General features: G+C 43.0%; 15 protein-coding genes and 1 pseudogene. 4 read left to right on the forward strand and 12 right to left on the reverse strand.

The genetic code is table 11. The features are described from left to right. Positions 1 to 34 precede the first annotated feature (34 nt). The 3 genes from F6K64_RS07670 (at position 35) to lpxA (ending at position 2761) form a co-directional block, all read left to right on the forward strand. A complete protein-coding gene (locus tag F6K64_RS07670) occupies positions 35 to 1033 on the forward strand; it encodes a UDP-3-O-acyl-N-acetylglucosamine deacetylase (protein WP_287265213.1) in 999 nt (332 codons plus the stop codon). Between the two features lie 18 nt (positions 1034 to 1051). Then, entirely contained in the window at positions 1052 to 1564 is a 513-nt protein-coding gene (gene fabZ, locus F6K64_RS07675) for a 3-hydroxyacyl-ACP dehydratase FabZ (protein ID WP_008180185.1), read from the forward strand. Positions 1565 to 1966: 402 nt separating this feature from the next. Then, positions 1967 to 2761: an acyl-ACP--UDP-N-acetylglucosamine O-acyltransferase gene (gene lpxA / locus F6K64_RS07680; protein ID WP_287265214.1), complete on the forward strand. Its 795-nt coding sequence runs from the start codon at positions 1967 to 1969 to the stop codon at positions 2759 to 2761. Between the two features lie 101 nt (positions 2762 to 2862). Here the strand turns inward: lpxA and F6K64_RS07685 are convergent, their stop codons facing one another. From F6K64_RS07685 to F6K64_RS38780, 3 genes are all read right to left on the reverse strand, one after another. Continuing rightward, positions 2863 to 3648, reverse strand: a complete 786-nt coding sequence (locus F6K64_RS07685; RefSeq protein WP_287265216.1) for a calcium-binding protein — start codon at positions 3646 to 3648, stop codon at positions 2863 to 2865. Positions 3649 to 3812: 164 nt separating this feature from the next. After that, a complete protein-coding gene (locus F6K64_RS07690; RefSeq protein ID WP_287265218.1) occupies positions 3813 to 4013 on the reverse strand; it encodes a hypothetical protein in 201 nt (66 codons plus the stop codon). A 266-nt stretch (positions 4014 to 4279) separates the two neighbouring features. Next, the gene (locus F6K64_RS38780) at positions 4280 to 4423 is read right to left on the reverse strand and encodes a hypothetical protein (RefSeq protein ID WP_287265219.1); all 144 of its coding nucleotides are present in this window, start codon (positions 4421 to 4423) and stop codon (positions 4280 to 4282) included. A gap of 143 nt (positions 4424 to 4566) precedes the next feature. On the opposite strand from F6K64_RS38780, the gene lpxB reads away from it, so the two are divergent. Beyond that, the gene (gene lpxB / locus F6K64_RS07700; protein WP_287265221.1) at positions 4567 to 5796 is read left to right on the forward strand and encodes a lipid-A-disaccharide synthase; all 1230 of its coding nucleotides are present in this window, start codon (positions 4567 to 4569) and stop codon (positions 5794 to 5796) included. Between the two features lie 240 nt (positions 5797 to 6036). Here the strand turns inward: lpxB and F6K64_RS07705 are convergent, their stop codons facing one another. The 9 genes and pseudogenes from F6K64_RS07705 to F6K64_RS07745 form a co-directional block, all read right to left on the reverse strand. Next, the gene (locus F6K64_RS07705) at positions 6037 to 6852 is read right to left on the reverse strand and encodes a prohibitin family protein (RefSeq protein WP_071106782.1); all 816 of its coding nucleotides are present in this window, start codon (positions 6850 to 6852) and stop codon (positions 6037 to 6039) included. A gap of 18 nt (positions 6853 to 6870) precedes the next feature. After that, entirely contained in the window at positions 6871 to 8658 is a 1788-nt protein-coding gene (locus F6K64_RS07710) for an SUMF1/EgtB/PvdO family nonheme iron enzyme (RefSeq protein WP_287265223.1), read from the reverse strand. 1956 nt (positions 8659 to 10614) lie between these two features. Further along, the gene (locus F6K64_RS07715; protein WP_287265224.1) at positions 10615 to 11193 is read right to left on the reverse strand and encodes a Uma2 family endonuclease; all 579 of its coding nucleotides are present in this window, start codon (positions 11191 to 11193) and stop codon (positions 10615 to 10617) included. Between the two features lie 43 nt (positions 11194 to 11236). Beyond that, positions 11237 to 12394 carry a glycosyltransferase family 4 protein gene (locus tag F6K64_RS07720; RefSeq protein ID WP_287265225.1) on the reverse strand — a complete coding sequence of 386 codons (1158 nt, stop codon included), beginning with the start codon at positions 12392 to 12394 and terminating at the stop codon, positions 11237 to 11239. Positions 12395 to 12414: 20 nt separating this feature from the next. Beyond that, entirely contained in the window at positions 12415 to 13854 is a 1440-nt protein-coding gene (locus F6K64_RS07725; protein ID WP_008180203.1) for an MFS transporter, read from the reverse strand. A 239-nt stretch (positions 13855 to 14093) separates the two neighbouring features. Further along, positions 14094 to 15059 carry a DNA repair protein RecO gene (gene recO / locus F6K64_RS07730; RefSeq protein ID WP_287265227.1) on the reverse strand — a complete coding sequence of 322 codons (966 nt, stop codon included), beginning with the start codon at positions 15057 to 15059 and terminating at the stop codon, positions 14094 to 14096. A gap of 107 nt (positions 15060 to 15166) precedes the next feature. After that, positions 15167 to 15847, reverse strand: a complete 681-nt coding sequence (deoC, locus tag F6K64_RS07735; RefSeq protein ID WP_008180207.1) for a deoxyribose-phosphate aldolase — start codon at positions 15845 to 15847, stop codon at positions 15167 to 15169. Between the two features lie 101 nt (positions 15848 to 15948). Further along, positions 15949 to 16629, reverse strand: a pseudogene (gene pip, locus F6K64_RS07740) (prolyl aminopeptidase); the annotation flags it as partial. A gap of 21 nt (positions 16630 to 16650) precedes the next feature. After that, positions 16651 to 17494, reverse strand: an 844-nt coding sequence (locus tag F6K64_RS07745; protein ID WP_287265228.1) for an RNA-guided endonuclease InsQ/TnpB family protein, incomplete at its 5' end; no start/stop codon positions are given.

The raw sequence follows: 17494 nt of genomic DNA on the forward strand, positions 1-17494 counted from the left end.
CCTGCATTTATTGATAGAAACTTTCCCAAAAAAAATGTCTTCAGTATATTACACCTTGGCTGGTATGTTTGAACGCTCTGGTGTCGGACTGCACAGCGGTATTTCAACCAACGTAAGGGTACTACCAGCAGCTGCGGGAGTTGGGCGATATTTTGTGCGGGTTGACTTACCAGGTAAACCCGTTATTCCAGCAAACATAGATGCAGTTTCAGCTACCACACTGTCTACGGAACTCTCGACATCAGCCCAGTATGGAAAGGCTTCCGTTCGTACAGTGGAACACCTTTTAGCTGCACTGGCTGGTAGTGGTGTGGATAATGCTCAAATTGAGATTGATGGTCCAGAAGTACCTCTTTTAGATGGTTCGGCGAAGGTTTGGCTGGAAGCTCTCCAGGAGGTGGGATTAGTAGCAGCAGGGGTTCAAGGAATCGAGGATAAAGCACACGATAGTTTTACCCCCGGACAAGTTCGAGCTACCCTAACACCCCCTCACCTGCTAACTCCCTCAGTAACAACACCTATCCCTTTTGTATTAAACGAGCCAGTCTCGGTTTATCACGGAGATGCCTTTGTAACGGCTCTACCAGCACCCAAAACTCGATTTACCTATGGCATTGACTTTGCGTTACCAGCGATTGGTAAACAATGGTATAGTTGGACTCCAGAAAAGGACAATTTTGCTGATGCGATCGCACCAGCTCGTACCTTTGGCTTGGCTGATCAAATTGACCAGTTGCGCGATCGCGGTTTAATTAAAGGTGGTAGCTTGGAGAATGCTCTGGTTTGTGGTCAACACGGATGGGTTAATCCTCCCTTACGATTTTCAAATGAGCCAGTACGTCATAAACTTTTAGACTTAGTAGGGGATTTGAGTTTATTAGGACGTTTTCCTGTTGCTCATATCCTGGCCTATAAAGCTAGCCACCATCTCCATGTCCAACTTGCCAAAAAGCTGGCTGAACGCATGGGTTGCAAGTTAAACACAAAGAAGGTTGAACCTTTAAAAATTAACAAACTAACCTGCAATCTGTAATTTTATTAAAGTATGCTTATGTCCACATTGACTGACGTTAACACGCCAAATAACTCTACCGGAACTACCAAGGATGTAAATGATGACTCATCGACTAAAACAGTTCTAACCGTCGAAGACATTCATAAACTACTCCCCCATCGGTATCCTTTCGCATTAGTTGATCGGATTATTGACTATGTTCCAGGTAAAAGAGCTGTAGGTATCAAAAATGTTACCTTCAACGAACCTTTTTTTCAAGGACATTTTCCTGGACGACCCTTGATGCCTGGGGTGATGATCGTGGAAGCTATGGCTCAGGTTGGCGGGATTGTATTAACCCAAATGCCCGATAGTCCTGAGGGATTATTCGTATTTGCAGGGATTGACAAAGTTCGTTTTCGGCGTCCCGTAGTGCCAGGAGATCAACTGGTGATGACTGCGGAACTGTTGTCCATCAAGCGCAGTCGTTTTGGTAAGATGCACTCAGTTGCTACTGTTGATGGTAAGAAAGCAGCAGAAGGCGAGCTTATGTTCTCTATAGTGGATTAAAACATGATTAGCAAGAGCTTAGAAAGTTATTTAGTTGTTCGCCTTTGGCGTCCCTTTTCGGGTAGGTTATTTGCTTGAAAGTTATTTGGTTGTTCGCCTTTGGCGTCCCTTTTCGGGTAGGTTATTTGCTTGAAATACTTGACTTTGGAGGTTAAAAGTTAATGTTATATATTATGACTACAACCTGCAACATTAAACCTTAAACCTGCAACAGTCAACCTTAACCCTTAAACCTGCAACAGTCAACCTTAACCTTTCAACATTAAACCTTAAACCTGCAACCTTTAACCTTCAACCTTTAACCTGCAACCTGCAACCTGCAACAGTCAACCTTAACCTTTCAACCTGCAACCTGCAACCTGCCAGTATTGTTAGTCATTGGTCACTTTGGTGTTTGGAAAATTGGCAACACTTATTCATCCTACTGCTGTTATCCATCCTGGTGCTGAACTACACCCGACAGTTCAGATTGGTGCCTACGCGGTGATCGAAGATAATGTGAAAGTTGGTCCAGAAACAACCATTGGTGCCCATGTGGTTCTTTCTGGACCAATGGAGATCGGAGCCAGGAATCAAATCTTTCCAGGAGCAGTACTGGGTTCGGAACCCCAAGACCTCAAGTATGATGGTGCTCCTAGCTGGGTGAGAATTGGTGATAATAATCTAATTCGAGAGTACGTCACCATTAACCGAGCCACCGGGGCAGGAGAAGCAACTGTAATTGGCAATGGCAATATGCTAATGGCTTATAGTCATGTTGCTCACAATTGTGTAATTGAAGATTATGTAATTATCGCTAATGGAACTGCTATAGCGGGTCACGTTTATATTGAGTCCCAGGTGAGAATTAGTGGGGTGTTGGGAATTCATCAATTTGTCCAAATTGGACGTCTAGCTATGGTGGGTGGGATGAGTCGCATTGACCGGGATGTTCCACCCTATATGCTAGTTGAGGGGAATCCATCCCGAGTGCGATCGCTTAACTTAATCGGTCTTAAACGGGCTGGACTGACAACTGGTGAGATTAGACAGCTAAAAAATGTATTCCGGAAGCTCTATCTTTCAGGACAACCGTTCACTCAAGCCCTCCAAACTTTGGAATTGCCACCAGATAACCCACATGTGCAGCACCTGCATCAGTTTTTGCAGTTGTCTGTCATGGAAGGTCGTCGGGGTTTGATTCCTGGTCGTCGGTGAAAAGGGTAAAGGTTATCAAGGTTTATTTCAAATTCCTTTTACCTTTAACCTTTACCCTTTGCTAACCTATTTTAGAGATTCTTAATTAAGAAAATAGGAGATTAAAACACAAAATCTGCTTCTGTGATATCACCAGAATCTACACCAGTCAAGACAGCTAATGGTTGATTATTGATGGTGGTGATTATGGTATCGTCATTTTGTTCAAAAATCGAAATCTGGCCAAAGGTCAGACCATCTAACTGCAACAGATCTTCGCCATCGGTAAAGTCAGTGATGGTGAGTTTGCCTACTGTTGACAAGACAAAGGTATCTTGCCCACTGCCACCAGTTAAAATGTCATCTCCTGGGCCACCGATCAGGGTATCGTCATCATTTCCGCCTTCGAGGGTATCCTGACCATTGCCACCTTTGAGGGTGTCATGACCGTCCCCTCCAAACAGTTGATCGTCACCGTCACCACCGTCGAGGTAGTCTTCCCCAGCAAAGCCTAGAAGGGTATCTTGACTGTTAAGCCCTTTGATAATATCGTCACCTCCGCCACCTTCAAGGCTGTCATTGTTGGAAGTACCGATTAGAGTAACACCAGCTTCCTCAAAGCTAAGGTTGTCAAGGGCGAAGCGGAAAGCAGCGGCATCATTGAAATCGATCACGACCCGGTCTATTGGTGTACTAATACCAGAAAGGGAGAACAGACCCTCGGTAAAGCTTGGCTGTGAACTAGTATCGACTGCGATCGTATTTACCAATGTGGAGCCATCATCAAACAGTTCCACTGTAAAACCAGGTGTGAGAGTAGCAAAGGTACTCAGCGCCACCCCAAACTCAAGCTCGGAAACCGGTGCATCAAAGTCAAGGGTTAGGATTCCGGCGGCATCACCTTCCAAACTCGGATCTTGTACAAAAGCAGGGTAAGCGCAAGAATCAATAAGCTGTAGCTTATTGAGAAAAAACTGGGTTCATTCTCAACTATTAAACTCTATTGAGAATCAAGTTCTACGAGATTATAGGGGTTTCGAGCCACGATCAACCGATATCCAGCCAATGCACATTATGGGCAATTTTTTCTGGCGCTTACCCTGTGTACAAAAGCAATTGATCCTGGACCGAAGGAACCATAATTGGCATCCGTTGAATCTACCCCACCGACTTTGAAATCAAATGTGACCCCCATGAAACTTAGGTCATCAACCGGTTGAAAAGGCAGTTCATCGAAGGTCAGAACTGTTGTGTTAGTGGAATTGGTAGACATCTTTATTTCTCCTAAAAAAAAATTTTAATTGCACCCTATAGTATGAATATTGTGATTTTAGCTTGATGGAATTAGCGCAAATCACTAATGATTTTCATTTTATTCATTTTTTATGATACTTTAAAAAATATTAAAATTGGATTAATTAAATGACTAGTTTTAATTAAGTTTATGTGAATAATTTAAAATTCCATAAAATTGTAAAACTTATCTTTTAAAAGAAAATACTTAAGTATAAAAAATTTACATAATTAGTGATTAAGCTTTTATGGATTTAAATGTCCGTTCCCGTAGCGTGACCGTAGGTCAATCCCGTAGCGTGACCGTAGGTCAATCCCGTAGCGTGACCGTAGGTCAATCCACTGGCGCAAAAGCTGGTCTACCCTCTCCCCATCTCCCGATCTCCTCATCTCCCCAAAGGGCCCCTATTCACAATTTCAAGGTGTGACAGCTTACCCTCGCCTGGCACTGATAGCATGTTTCAGTGGTCAGGTAATTTAGATATGGTTACTGTCTACTGCCTATTTCCCTAATCCCTATCCACCCATTAACCATGACTCTCAAAACCATCTTTATCAGTACTGGCGAGGTATCTGGTGATTTACAAGGGGCTCTACTGATTGAAGCATTGAAACGTCAGGGAACAGCAGCTGGCTTAGAGTTAGAGATTGTTGCTCTAGGGGGTGATCAAATGGCTCAAGCTGGTGCGAAGCTGTTGGGTAATACCACCAGTATTGGTTCTGTGGGAATTCTGGAATCTCTACCCTTTGTGCTGCCTACCCTGAAAGTCCAAGGTCGTGCCAAACAGTATCTCCGGCAGCAGCCCCCTGACCTAGTGGTGCTGATTGACTACATGGGACCAAATTTGAGTATTGGGAGTTTTCTTAAGCGTGAACTACCGCAAGTACCGGTAGTGTATTATATTGCTCCCCAAGAGTGGGTTTGGTCTATCTCTAAGCGCAACACCAGGATTATTGTAGAGATGACTGATATCATGTTGGCAATTTTCCCAGAAGAAGCCCGTTACTTTGTGGAAAAGGGAGCGTCAGTTAGTTGGGTAGGTCATCCCCTGGTAGATCGGATGGAATCTAGCCCAAGCCGGGAAGAGGCTCGTGCTACCTTAGGCATAGCTCCAGAACAAACTGCGATCGCACTTTTACCTGCCTCTAGACAACAAGAAATAAAGTATCTCATGCCTGTAGTCTTCGAAGCCGCCAAGCAGCTACAGTCACAATTGTTAGATACTGAGCAAACACGGGTTAGCCAGTCGAAGGGTGAAGGGTTAAGGGAAAGTCAAGCTGATTCACCACTATTTTGGATTCCCCTATCCTTAGAAGCCTATCGCCATCCCATTGAGGAAGCAGTACAGCGCTATGGTTTACAAGCTAAGGTGGTAGCTGGTGAAACTAAGGAAATCTTGGCTGCTGCTGATTTAGCCATTACCAAGTCAGGTACAGTGAATTTGGAACTAGCACTACTAGATGTGCCCCAGGTAGTTTTCTACCGAGTTAATCCCTTTACCTACTGGCTTGCTCGCACCTTCTTGAAGTTTTCCATTCCCTTCATGTCTCCCCCTAACTTAGTAGTCATGCGTTCCATTGTGCCGGAGTTGTTACAAGAGCAAGCCACACCAGAGAATATTGTTCGGGAATCCTTGGAACTCCTTTTTAATCCAGAACGGCGTCAGCAAACCCTGAAGGATTATCAGGAAATGCGCCAGTTATTGGGTGAAGTGGGCGTATGCGATCGCGCTGCTAAGGAAATTTTCCAGCTAATGAGCTAAAACGCATTTAAAATCGGGTTTAGCTTAGGGTGGTCAAAGACTAATGGTTGGCTTGATAACTGATAGCTGAATGCTTACTTTTTTTGTTATACCGAACTGGCTATGTAAAACTTTTACTAAACTTTTAAGAAATAGGTAGTATAATCATGATTCGGCGGTAATTAAAATTTGTAATATAAAAATTTTTTATAAATCACCCACCGAATCAGACTTAGTGGACATTTCAGTTAAATCTTTTCATTAGTAGTCCTCTAAAGGATTATTATTGCTTTGCTCTGTGTTTACCAAGAAAGGAAGTCTAGGAATATCATCACCTATAACAAGAACATTTGGCACTTTAGATCCTCCTTCTTTCCAAGCTTCTAGTATCTCAATTTGTAGAAAAAGTTTACCTCCTGGAGATAGTAATGCATCACCCACCTTTTTGATAGCAGTAACTTTTCCTTCGGCGCGTTCTTTTTCTGCAAGAGCTTGACCTTTGGCACGTTCTTGCTCTGCAAGAGCTTCTGCTTTAGCAACTTTAACCATATTCTCTGCTTCTCTCGCTTGTTGCTCAGCCATTTGTGCTCTAATGACTGCATCTTGATAATCCTTACCAAATTCTAGTCTGAGTATCGAAATATCAAGAAGTTTGATTCCGAACTTGTCCAGGGAATCATTAAGTTCACGTTCAAAGTCCTGCTTTAATTCAGCCCTCTGAGTAACCATTTCTTGAGCATTCATGCTAGTAGCAGCTTGCCGGAAGGCTCCTTTTGTCTGTGGGGAAACAAGTTCTTCCTCAACATGTTTTAAATCTCCATGTTCTCGTAGAACCGTAACCACTTTGTTTTCTTTAACACGATAAGTAATAACAAATTTGGCATCTACCGGCTGTAAATCCCTAGTTTCTGCTGGAACCTCAACTTCATACTTTTGTACTCTAATGTCAAATTTTTGAACCCTATCAAGCCATGGAGCTACAAAATGTAACCCCTCCTGTAACACCTTTTCTTGTGCTTTTCCAAGCCTTACAAGAATTCCTACTTCACCTGGTTCGATAATTTCAAGACCTAACATAAGATATAATCTCCTTGATTAAAAAACAACTCTAAAACCAACAACGAAGCCAGTTCGTCTCTTCGGATCTAAGAAATAACGACTTGCTGCGCGACAATCGTTGGGTCCTTCATTATACGCGCCCCCACGAATTACTCGACGATAGCTCTGGCCACCCACATCCCAATTACTTCCATCTTCAGGAGCTCCCTCATAATTCTCATGCCAGGGATCTGCGCACCATTCAAAAACATTTCCATGCATATCAGACAAACCGAAAGCATTAGATACTCCAAAAGAATTTATAGGAGTTGTCCGTTTACGATCAATCTCTTTTGAATCAAAGCCATCAACCTTCGCGCCATTATAATTTGCGAATGAAGTACTTATCCTATCACCGAAGTGATATCGAGTAGAAGTTCCTGCTCGACATGCATACTCCCATTCAGCTTCACTTGGTAGCCGATATTGACGTCCAACCTGTCTTGATAATCTTGCACAAAACTCAAGAGCTTCATACCAAGAAACTCCCTCCATAGGCAGCTCTTCCCCCTTAAACTTCGAGCGAACTTTATTCAGAGGAATTTCAACTTGAGGAAGAGCTGAAACTCTATACCATTGAGCTTGTGTAATCGGGAATTTACTCATATAAAAAGAAGACAATTCTACTGAATGCTGTGGCCATTCATTTTTATTACTCCCCTCTTCCAGCTCTGAGGAACCCATCGGAAACACACCACCTGGAATGGCAACCATTTCTAAGTTTGTGTGCTCCGTTATTTCTTCACAAAACCGTTTAGCTTCAATAGAGCGCCTACCACTTTCTTGGCCTTGAGCATTTAACTGCACAAGTTGAAATTCAAATGGAGTAAGCTGGCTATCATCCAAAGGTTTATTTTCAGCTTCATTTTCACTTTCATTTTCAATAATTAGTGGTTCAGATTCACTTGGCTTTCTGGGGTGACTTTTTCCTAAAATACAGGGAATTAAAGCCTCTGATGCTCCTGACATCTTAATTACCTGACACCCTAATCTGTGGGCGAAAGCATAGGACTTACCAGCTCCTAATGCATCGTAGAAACCTACAGCAAATTCAATGGCTGCTTGATCATTAATTGCTTTACTCATTCCAACCACATGGTTGATATGTTTTGCGATCGCCTCCCCCTGTACCTTTGAGTAACAAGCATTGAGAACAATACATTCTACTTCGTCAGCAAACAGCTCGAATAATCCTGCTAAAGCTTCTGCATCGACTAACTTTACAAGACCATTTTCATCTTCAAACACTAGACCCTCTTCCTCTGCCCCATGTCCTGAGAAATGAACAATGTTTGGTTCGTAGTCCAGTATGTATCTGTGTATGTCTCTATACCGTACTGCTCCCGCTGTCTCTATTGAATACTTGTCACGCGCTCTTCCCCGTTTTAGTCCTTCCTTTATCTCGCGCATTTCTTCGTCTAAACGAAGTTTACTTGTGTCTCTAGGATTGGCTGACAAAATCAATATTTTTCGAGTCAAAGGGTCAGGTTTATAATTTGGAGTAATTGGCGTTTGCTTCGTGTTTATTTCATTTTTAATTGCTTGTAGTTCTTTATTGCCAGGATTCTCCTCAGACGCTGATAATATCAGTATTTTTAGCTTACCATTTGCCTTTGCCCATTTAATTAGCTTAAAAACAACTTGCTCATAGTTTTCTCCACCTGCAATAACATTCAGATTTTCCTCTAGAGTAAAATCAATCATCATCTCCAACGCGGCTTTGGTTGGATAAGCACTAATAATGGCTTGGATTAATTTCTTGCGTTGACGTCCATTTATATTCACTACTTACTCGTCTTCTCTTATAAATTTATCACAAATTAATCACTGGAGGTTTGACTTTACCTTTAGAAAAGTTTGCAGCTCTGCAACTTTCTATTCAAACTTAACCATGCTCTGAGAAAGTAGAACTTCAAACTAACAGCCAAGGTAATGATCCCAGAAGGAAATGATCTAAAGCTGAACTATGACTTCAGCCTTGGTCATGGAATTATGGGAACCATAAGCTTGGAGCTTCTGATTAAGTTTTGTCAGAATCCTGACACTGAATTGAGGTGAAGCCATTCTGAAAACAGAAACAGGGTAAACGCATCTTATGTTGAAATGCCTACTGGACTGAAATTGATATGATAAGTATTTTGGCTTATGAATTTTGAAATTTTTTCTGAAGAAGGCTTCTAGAATTTAGATGCATATTGCCTTGTGAAGAATTGCTTGACTTTTGAAGGATAATTTCCATACTCCACACTCTAGAATCCTGGAGATTCTTTGAAGGGTGATTAACTCTATAGGCTTTTATTTAGAATTACTCATACCTATAATTGAGTTTTGACATAACCCAAGACTGTAGAAATTGTTAAGCACCGTGTTTAACTTGGCTACCTAAAACTTTGCAAGTAATGGCACCCTGAATAACGCCAAGACAGCTATTTTAAGGATGGGGACAGAATTTAAATTGTTACCCATTGACCATTGAGATTTTTTTATCTGGATATTATATTAATTCATTTACGGAAAAAAATCAAGTCCTATGAAGGATGATTTATCAAGTATTAAGGAAGGATGAAGTAATATCAAATCCGGTTAAATAGTTAACGTTAAGCCTTGGCTGCCTGCCACCAATGAAAATGGATCATACCACGAATAAAGTCGCCACCCCAGTATTTAAGTAGGTGGGCTTAATTATCCGTAAAATAGCGATGGCAGCATGTCACTTATGCAGAGCATTTGAGCATTTGTACATTAGCTATAGCCCCCTCATGGGTTTTAGCTTGCTCTGATAGTACATAATTCATCTGTTCTGCCACTTTGATCTACTCCCAAGTTGATCGGAACTTGGAAGACACAGGGATTCTAGTATTTTTAAGCCATGGGTTTTACCTTTTACTGTAATGAATTTCAATCAATACATTTATAGAATGATCTAACCCGGCTTGACAGTACCCTTGAGGGTACCTTTTCAGCTGCTGATCATTGTCTTGATGCAAAGCGCGAGTGGGGGGAACCCCCAAGACCGCGCTGCATCGCTATGATGGCATAACCTGAAGGGGTGACAACCAGGCTAAAAATGGCTTGGGGTAAGCTTTTCAGCCATGCTATGCCAAAAAAGATTGGGTAGATTGACAGGTTGATTAACGCCCCTATTTGCGATGGCCAAGTCTAGAAACCCTGGGGGGGAAACAATTAGCCTGTAAGCTTTGTGTGGCAAGGATTTCAGCTAGGTTGCCTTTGATAAGATGTCCCCAGCGATTCCCATACCAATTGAACTTGACCAACGAAAAAATTAGGTTTCTAGCTGAGGGGGTGACATGACCTCTAAAAAGCTTACTAGATAAAGCTTTGATGCCAATTATCTCAAAAAAGATAAACTCCCAAATTGACCCTCCTATCATTTTCTGGAAGCTCAAACCCTTATAACTACGTCCAAGGTTAGCCCAAAACAGCATGTATCTTTCAGGTGCGACCCGAAAGTGCGACCCAAGGGCGATTTACTCGCCCATTGGAAAGCGCACTTTGAGCGAATTTAATTCTTAATGCGGAAAGCGCACCTGAAGTAACAGATGGGCTGAACATATTACCCAGTAAGGATTTTAGCTTGCATATCACCCTCCCAGGTAAAGATTAATTAACAATACCTTGACAAAATACATTCTGCCTTAGCTTGTGACGAATGGCTTAGCGTGGTCAAAGGCTAATGGCACCTCAAGTAGCGTGCGCGTAGCGCATATGCTTAAAATCCTGCTAATTCCAGACTAATTCCAAGTCTAAGACAAAGCCAGGTAAAACATCTTCTCCCGATAATGTTCTGGGAGATTTCAAGACCTCTACAGGTTGATTAAGTCGATAAATTTCAACCGTCTTATGATTAGGGTCAATTAACCAACCCAAACGCAGTTGATTATCAATATACTCCTGCATTTTTTGGCGTAAGGGTTCCATATTGTCACTCTTTGAACGCAACTCCAGCACAAAATCAGGACAAAGGGGTGGGAACGTTTCTTGTTGTTCAGGGGTTAATGCATTCCATCGTTTTTGAGTAACCCAAGCTGCATCAGGGGAACGAATTGCCCCATTGGGAAGTCGAAAAGCAGTAGAGGAGTTAAAGGTAACCCCCAGTTTAGTTTGGCGATTCCATAACCAAAGTTGCCCTTCAATATCAATGTTGCGTTTTCCAGTATTCCCCCCAGTGGGTGGCATGACAATTACTTTTCCTGTAGCACTACGTTCTAAGCGTAAGTCTCGATTAGCAGCAGCAAGTTGTTCAAACTGCTCGTCAGTAACTCTGAGGCTGGGAGGAATGTTGATCGGAAGGGTATTCATGGATCAATGTCAAGTTATCGGTAACTTGCCAAACAAAAAAAAACTAAGCACGACCACTCAATTGCACAAGCCTGATTTGTACAACCTCTTCATAAAGCCTTTCGAGCTGAGTAATATTCCCACTTAAGGTATAGCGCTCTAGAACCCTTGCCCTAGCTTTGTGACCAAGCAAAGTAGTCCAGTCTCTGTGGTCACGCAATAGGGGCAATAGGGTTTTCAGTTGGGATGTCACCCCATGGGTATTGAGAATTACCCCAGCACCATCCTCTAACACTTCCCCATCAGCTCCAGCATCTGTGGCTACACAAGCCACACCACAAGCCATGGCTTCCAGTAATGATAAGGACAGCCCTTCCAATAGAGAAGGTAAAATAAACACATCCGCTGCCCGCAAAATCTCAATCCGTTGTTGCTCGGAAGCCACAAATCCTAGCCAAATGACATTTTGTTCTTCCCCATAAAATGGTTTCAATGAGGCTAATAACGGTCCATCACCAGCAATCACTAGCTTGCTGGATTTACCCAGGTTACAGTGTTTCCAGGCTCGCAGCAGCGCTTCCACATTTTTTTCCGTAGCAATGCGACCTTGATAAACAAATAGCCGTTCCGCTTTGAACTCGGATGCAAACTCAGAGGTACACTGGGAGTATCCTGGAGAATATTTCTGGACATCAACTCCATTGGGAATCACTGCTAGCTTGTGATCAGGAACCCCAACCCGGCTTAGGACATCCCGTTGGAGTTGAGAAAAGATAATCACTCGGTCGTAGTGGGCGAGAAACGGCGCATAAACTTGATAGGTCAGCAATTGGGTTCCCGATTGCAAATTGCGTCGTTTACCATCAAAGGGCGGATGGAAGGTCGCCACTAGGGGTAAATTGAGTTCGGTACAGATTTCCGGTAACAGGAAGTCTAAAGGAGATAAAGTTAAGGAAGCATGAACCAGATCAGGTTTGAGCTCCTGTAGCGATCGCTTCAAAACCTTACTGGCGGTTAGGGTTGGAATGGTATACATCTGAGACTTGTACAAGCAAGGCAGTGGTACCTCCTGACAACCCCACCAAGTCCGGTCCTCTTCTTCTTGGGCAAAGTGGAGGAAACTGACCTGGTAGCCCCGGTCGAGCAGAGCATTGGTCACTTCTCGATTGTAGGTGACGTTACCACAAAAAGGGGATTTTTTTCCGAGCCAGGCGATATGCATTCCGGTTGGTAGTTAAGTCTCTATTGATGACGTTTATTTAAATTATTTAATCTATTACCGGAAATATACCAGTTTAAGAACCCACCTAAGAACACAAGTGCTGCTAAACCAAGAAATACAGGTTGTAAACCCAACCAAGTTTCTGCGATCCCCGCTAAGGCTAATGGTAAACTCAAGGCGATATTAATAGCGTTGTTTTGTAGTCCGAAAACTTTGCCCCGCATCTGTTCTGGTGTTTCTGCCTGGATGGTAGTCTGCATCGGGATACCCACCAAAGCCCCAAACCCCCCCAATACCATTGTCATCAGTAAAGCCAGCCAGAGATTGTTAGTGAATAGGGACAACCCTACTAAGGCTACTCCCATACCTACAGAACCAGACAGACTTAAATCTACATAGGAGGTGTCATCAAACCAGTTTCCTAGGATTGCTGCACTAATCGCCATCCCAATTCCACCTGCTGCTAACAAGAAGCCAAACTGGGAAGCGGTGATCCCAGGTAGGTTTTCCGCGAGTCTTACCGCCAGAACGGCTAAAGCAGCAAAAACGGAAAACAGAATAACTTGTTGAATCATAGCATTGCGGACATTTCGATGGTGTTGTACGTAACGCAGACCATCGGCAATGTCTGCCCACACATAAGGTTGCTCAGCCTTAGACTTTGCCCGATTTTCACCCGTTCTCAGTAACAACAACACTAATCCTGCGATCGCATAAGACCCTCCTACCAAAACTTCTTTCCCCAAGTACACGCCGAAATGTAGCTGAGCTCCCAAGCTATCCGCTAAGGCTAACAACGGTTCACCCACAGCAAAACCAATGATTAAGGAAGCCATCATGGTTGTAGTATATAGGGAGTTGGCCGACAGTAGGTGGTGCGGTTTCACAATCAAGGGAATTACCGCTTGTTCTGCTGGGGCAAAAAATTGGGTCAGGGTAGAGACTAGAAATGTAATCACTAATAAGACGTAAAAGCCGAGTGGCACATTGGAGACTGATGTCCAGCCTTGAGTAAAGGACAACAACCCAGGCACTAACAACACCAGTGCGCCTCGCAACAGATTGGTTAGCACCAGCACATCTTTTTTTGACCACCGATCCACATAGACGCCAGCCAAGGAACCAAATAGAACTGCTGGGATGGTAAAGGCAATCATGATAGCTGATACCCAGCCACTGATAGTTTGATCAGCGTCTTGAAAGCGACTGGTTATCAAGGCAATCATTAACACCAGATAAACTTTGTCTGCTAGCTGAGAGAAGACTTGACCACTCCATAGGGCTAAGAAGTTGGAATTTTTTAGAACTGGTAGAAATCCTTTATCCGGTGATGAATCCAGTTCCTGATCCCTTAGCTCATCACTTCTCGATGAGGGTTTTGCCACCAAATCAGACTTGGTGAAATCAGACGTGGGGTCTGGGGAGTGTTTTTGTTTTTTTCCAGGCTCCGATGATCGCATTCTGGCTTTTATGGGTTAGGCTTTTTTATTACCAGTAACAACTTTTTTAGATAGTCATACTGTTACTATGAATGGATGATTTACTCGGCAATTGGTAATTAGTAAATGGTAATTATTAATTGATAATTTAATACCTTAATCTTGCTGCTTTTAAACACCAAAATTATATTGTCATTACCCATTAACTATTATTTATTACCCATTATTTATTACCTATTAACAGACCCGGATTATGAGTATTAGTTAACAGACGACAACGCATCCACTAAAGCCGCTGAGCGAATTGAGCGACCAAAGTGATACTGAGCGTAGTCTCGTAAAATTCGCTCCAGCTTCACCCAGAGTGAATCTATAGACTCAGCCGCCTTCCACCCTCCCAATTGCTCTTTTAATAGTGTAGTCAGCTGAGGTAATTCAGCAGCTGCCAGTTGTTGAAGCAGGGTTAACTCCAGAGCATTCAGCTTATGATTTACTCGTGGAGGAGGGGGTAGGATGACATCAGTATCAGTGTTGCCAGTGGTTTGAGTCAACCTCTCTACTTTATTCGGAATAGTTCGATTCGGAATAGTTCGATTCGGAATAGTTCGATTGGGTAAATCCTTCATATTGGACTCATGACTGACTAAACTAATAGTGCCACCTGCTTCTACACTAAAACCAACCCGCCAATTCGGGTCAGTCAAATCTGGACTTAAAGTGTGTTGTGTGATACAACAAAGTTGCACTTGAGGTGCTATTCCGGCCAGGGCAAGCAGGTGAAAGACACCATGGGACAAATGGGCTAACACTAAGGACAACCCTGAGGGATTAGCTGTAATTTTAGGTAACTGCTCCAGACGCCGTAGATGTTCATTAAGTAGTTCGTAGAGTTCTTCCTGAGGCTGCTCACTCAAAGCATGACAGAGAACTAATTCTGCCAGATACTGGCTAGCTGCCAGTTTACTGAGCTCCTGACTCAATCCTGGGTAGGATTCTGTAGTTTCTGCTTGGATAATTTTATCTAGCGATCGCCCTTTTGCCAGCAGTAGTTGATTGACCACAAACAAGCCACTCCTACCACCTAATTTCGATTTCTGCTTCCTTGCCCCTGGTGCCACTACCCGAATCAGACCCAACTCCCTAGTTAAAATTGTCACCAACCTGTCCGCTTCCCCCAGCGGTATACTTTTCAGATTAATTCCAGTGGCTTTGTAGGTTTGACTCATTCGTCATTATTACTTGCTAATTTTTAATTTTTAATTTTTAATTTTTAATTTTTAATTTTTAATTTTTAATTTTTAATTTTTAATTTTTAATTTTTAATTTTTAATTTTTAATTTTTAATTTCCAAGTTATCCCGTTGTCGCAGCAAGTCAGGACCACGAGACGTGCCTAGCCTAGTTGCTCCAGCAACGACTAAATCCAAAGCTTGCTCGATGGTTCGGATACCTCCTGATGCCTTGATTCCAACTTGCCCCTTGGTGACTTTTTTCAAAAATCGGACATCATCAATTGTGGCACCACCATTCCAGCCAGTGCTGGTTTTGATAAATTGCGCCCCAGCATCCATACAGATTTCCGCAGCAAGACGTTTTTCCGTATCACTCAGCACAGTAGTTTCCAAGATGACTTTGACGGTTTTACCCGTTTCTTCACAGATTTGGGCAATTTCTTGGTAAAGTTCCTCGGTTTTACCGGCTTTCAAACCACCGAGGTGAATCATTACATCCAGCTCTGTCGCTCCATTTTCCACTGCCTCTTGGGCTTCATAAAGCTTAGCAGTGGGTGTTGTGGCACCAATCGGAAAACCAATCACGGTACAAACCTTTGGTACTCTACTGTGGAGGAGTTCAGCCGCTTGTTTGACGTAAACTGGCGGGACACACACTGTAGCAAACTTATATTGGTCTGCCTCTTGACACCATTTTTCCACCTGCTCTGGTGTAGCCGTGGGAATAAGCAGGGCATGGTCGATTATGGGAGCAATATCAATGTCTGGATAGTCTATATCCATCGCTATATAAGATACTTAAGTAAAAATCAACCAACTTCTCAGTATAACAGTTAACAGTCAACCGTTAACCGTGTCAGGCTAACAAGGCTGCTGTCACCCAGTCAGGTCAAAAACTTATCCGTTGCTTCGATCAAAGCACTGCGAATACCTGGTTCTGCCATGGAATGACCGGCATCAGGTACCACAATCAACTCAGCTTCTGGCCAAGCCTGATGTAATTCCCAAGCTGATACCATCGGACACACCACATCATAGCGTCCCTGGACAATCACCCCAGGGATAGATTTAATCCGGTCTACATTCCTGAGTAACTGGTCTTCTGGTTCAAAAAAGCCTTTATTGACAAAGTAATGACACTCAATTCTGGCAAATGCATCAGCAAATTCACCCTCACCAAACTTTTGGATCAGGCTTGGGTCTTGAAAGAGTTTACTCGTACTTGCTTCCCAAATTGACCAAGCCCGAGCTGCTGAATTGCGGGTTTAAGGATCCGGACTGGTCAACCGTTGATAGTAAGCAGAAATTAGATCATGGCGTTCTGCTTGTGGAATCGGCTTGATATAGTCTTCCCAAGCATCAGGGAAAATATAGCTTGCTCCCTCCTGATAGAACCAAAGAATTTCTTTTTGCCTAAGCATAAAAATTCCCCGCAATATCAGTCCTAGACAGCGTTCAGGATGGGTTTGACTATAGGCTAAAGAAAGAGTGCTACCCCAACTACCGCCAAAAACTACCCACTGGTCAATACCCAGTTTTACTCGCAGTTTTTCGATATCACTAAGTGATGTACCACACACGCTCCGCTACGCTTTCAGTGTGGGCTTCTGATGCTCATAAAGAGCGGTCAGAGCTTCCTTTGAGGTACTATTAGTAGTAGATTCAACAACTACAGGCTTCCCTCTACGGCGTTTTATAGTCGGGAACACATCCAGCCCGACTCGCTTTATGTTGATTGATGCGTTGACATCTCTATCGACAATCAGCTTTAATTCCTGATCGAAATACTCTCGCATATCTCGGTCGGTGAACACAAATTCATCTCGATAAGAGAGGAGTTGAGATGTGTAATTTGGCTTGACTTCGACTACACTGGCGTTAGCTTTTGCGGCTACCTGACCCAGCACTTCAAAGAACTGACCAAAGCCTGCATCTAACCAAGACTTGTTAAGTCCTGATTTTGATGATTGACCATTGGATAAGAACGTACCATCTCGCCCTCGTTTAGGAGTATTGCGACGAGTTAAACCCTTGAGGTTCAGCTTCTCGTGAAAGAAGACTTTCTTACCTGTATTCACCAGTTGATGAGCAGTTTTGTACTGGAAATCTTCACGACTCCTAGCTATCTGTTGATGAATACGGGCTTCCCGTTTTGCTAGTTTACGTCTGGCTTTACTTCCTTTTTTACGCTTATTTTTGCGTTGAGAAACTGTGGTTAACTTGTCTTGATTCCGACGAAGTGGTTTAAGGGAGAGGAGTTTCTTGCCATCGGATATTGCTAGATAAAAGCCTCTATCTAGAACAGCATCCATTCCAATTGAGTTTTCCCAAGTAGGAATAATGTCATCAGGGTTGAACTCCGGCACTGACTTATCCTCTAGGCTCAGGTTGCAGTACCATCCGTCAGCTTTCCTTGTAATTGATAGCTGT

Origin of the sequence: Moorena sp. SIO3A2 (assembly GCF_010672265.1) — a bacterium.
Taxonomy (GTDB): domain Bacteria; phylum Cyanobacteriota; class Cyanobacteriia; order Cyanobacteriales; family Coleofasciculaceae; genus Moorena; species Moorena producens.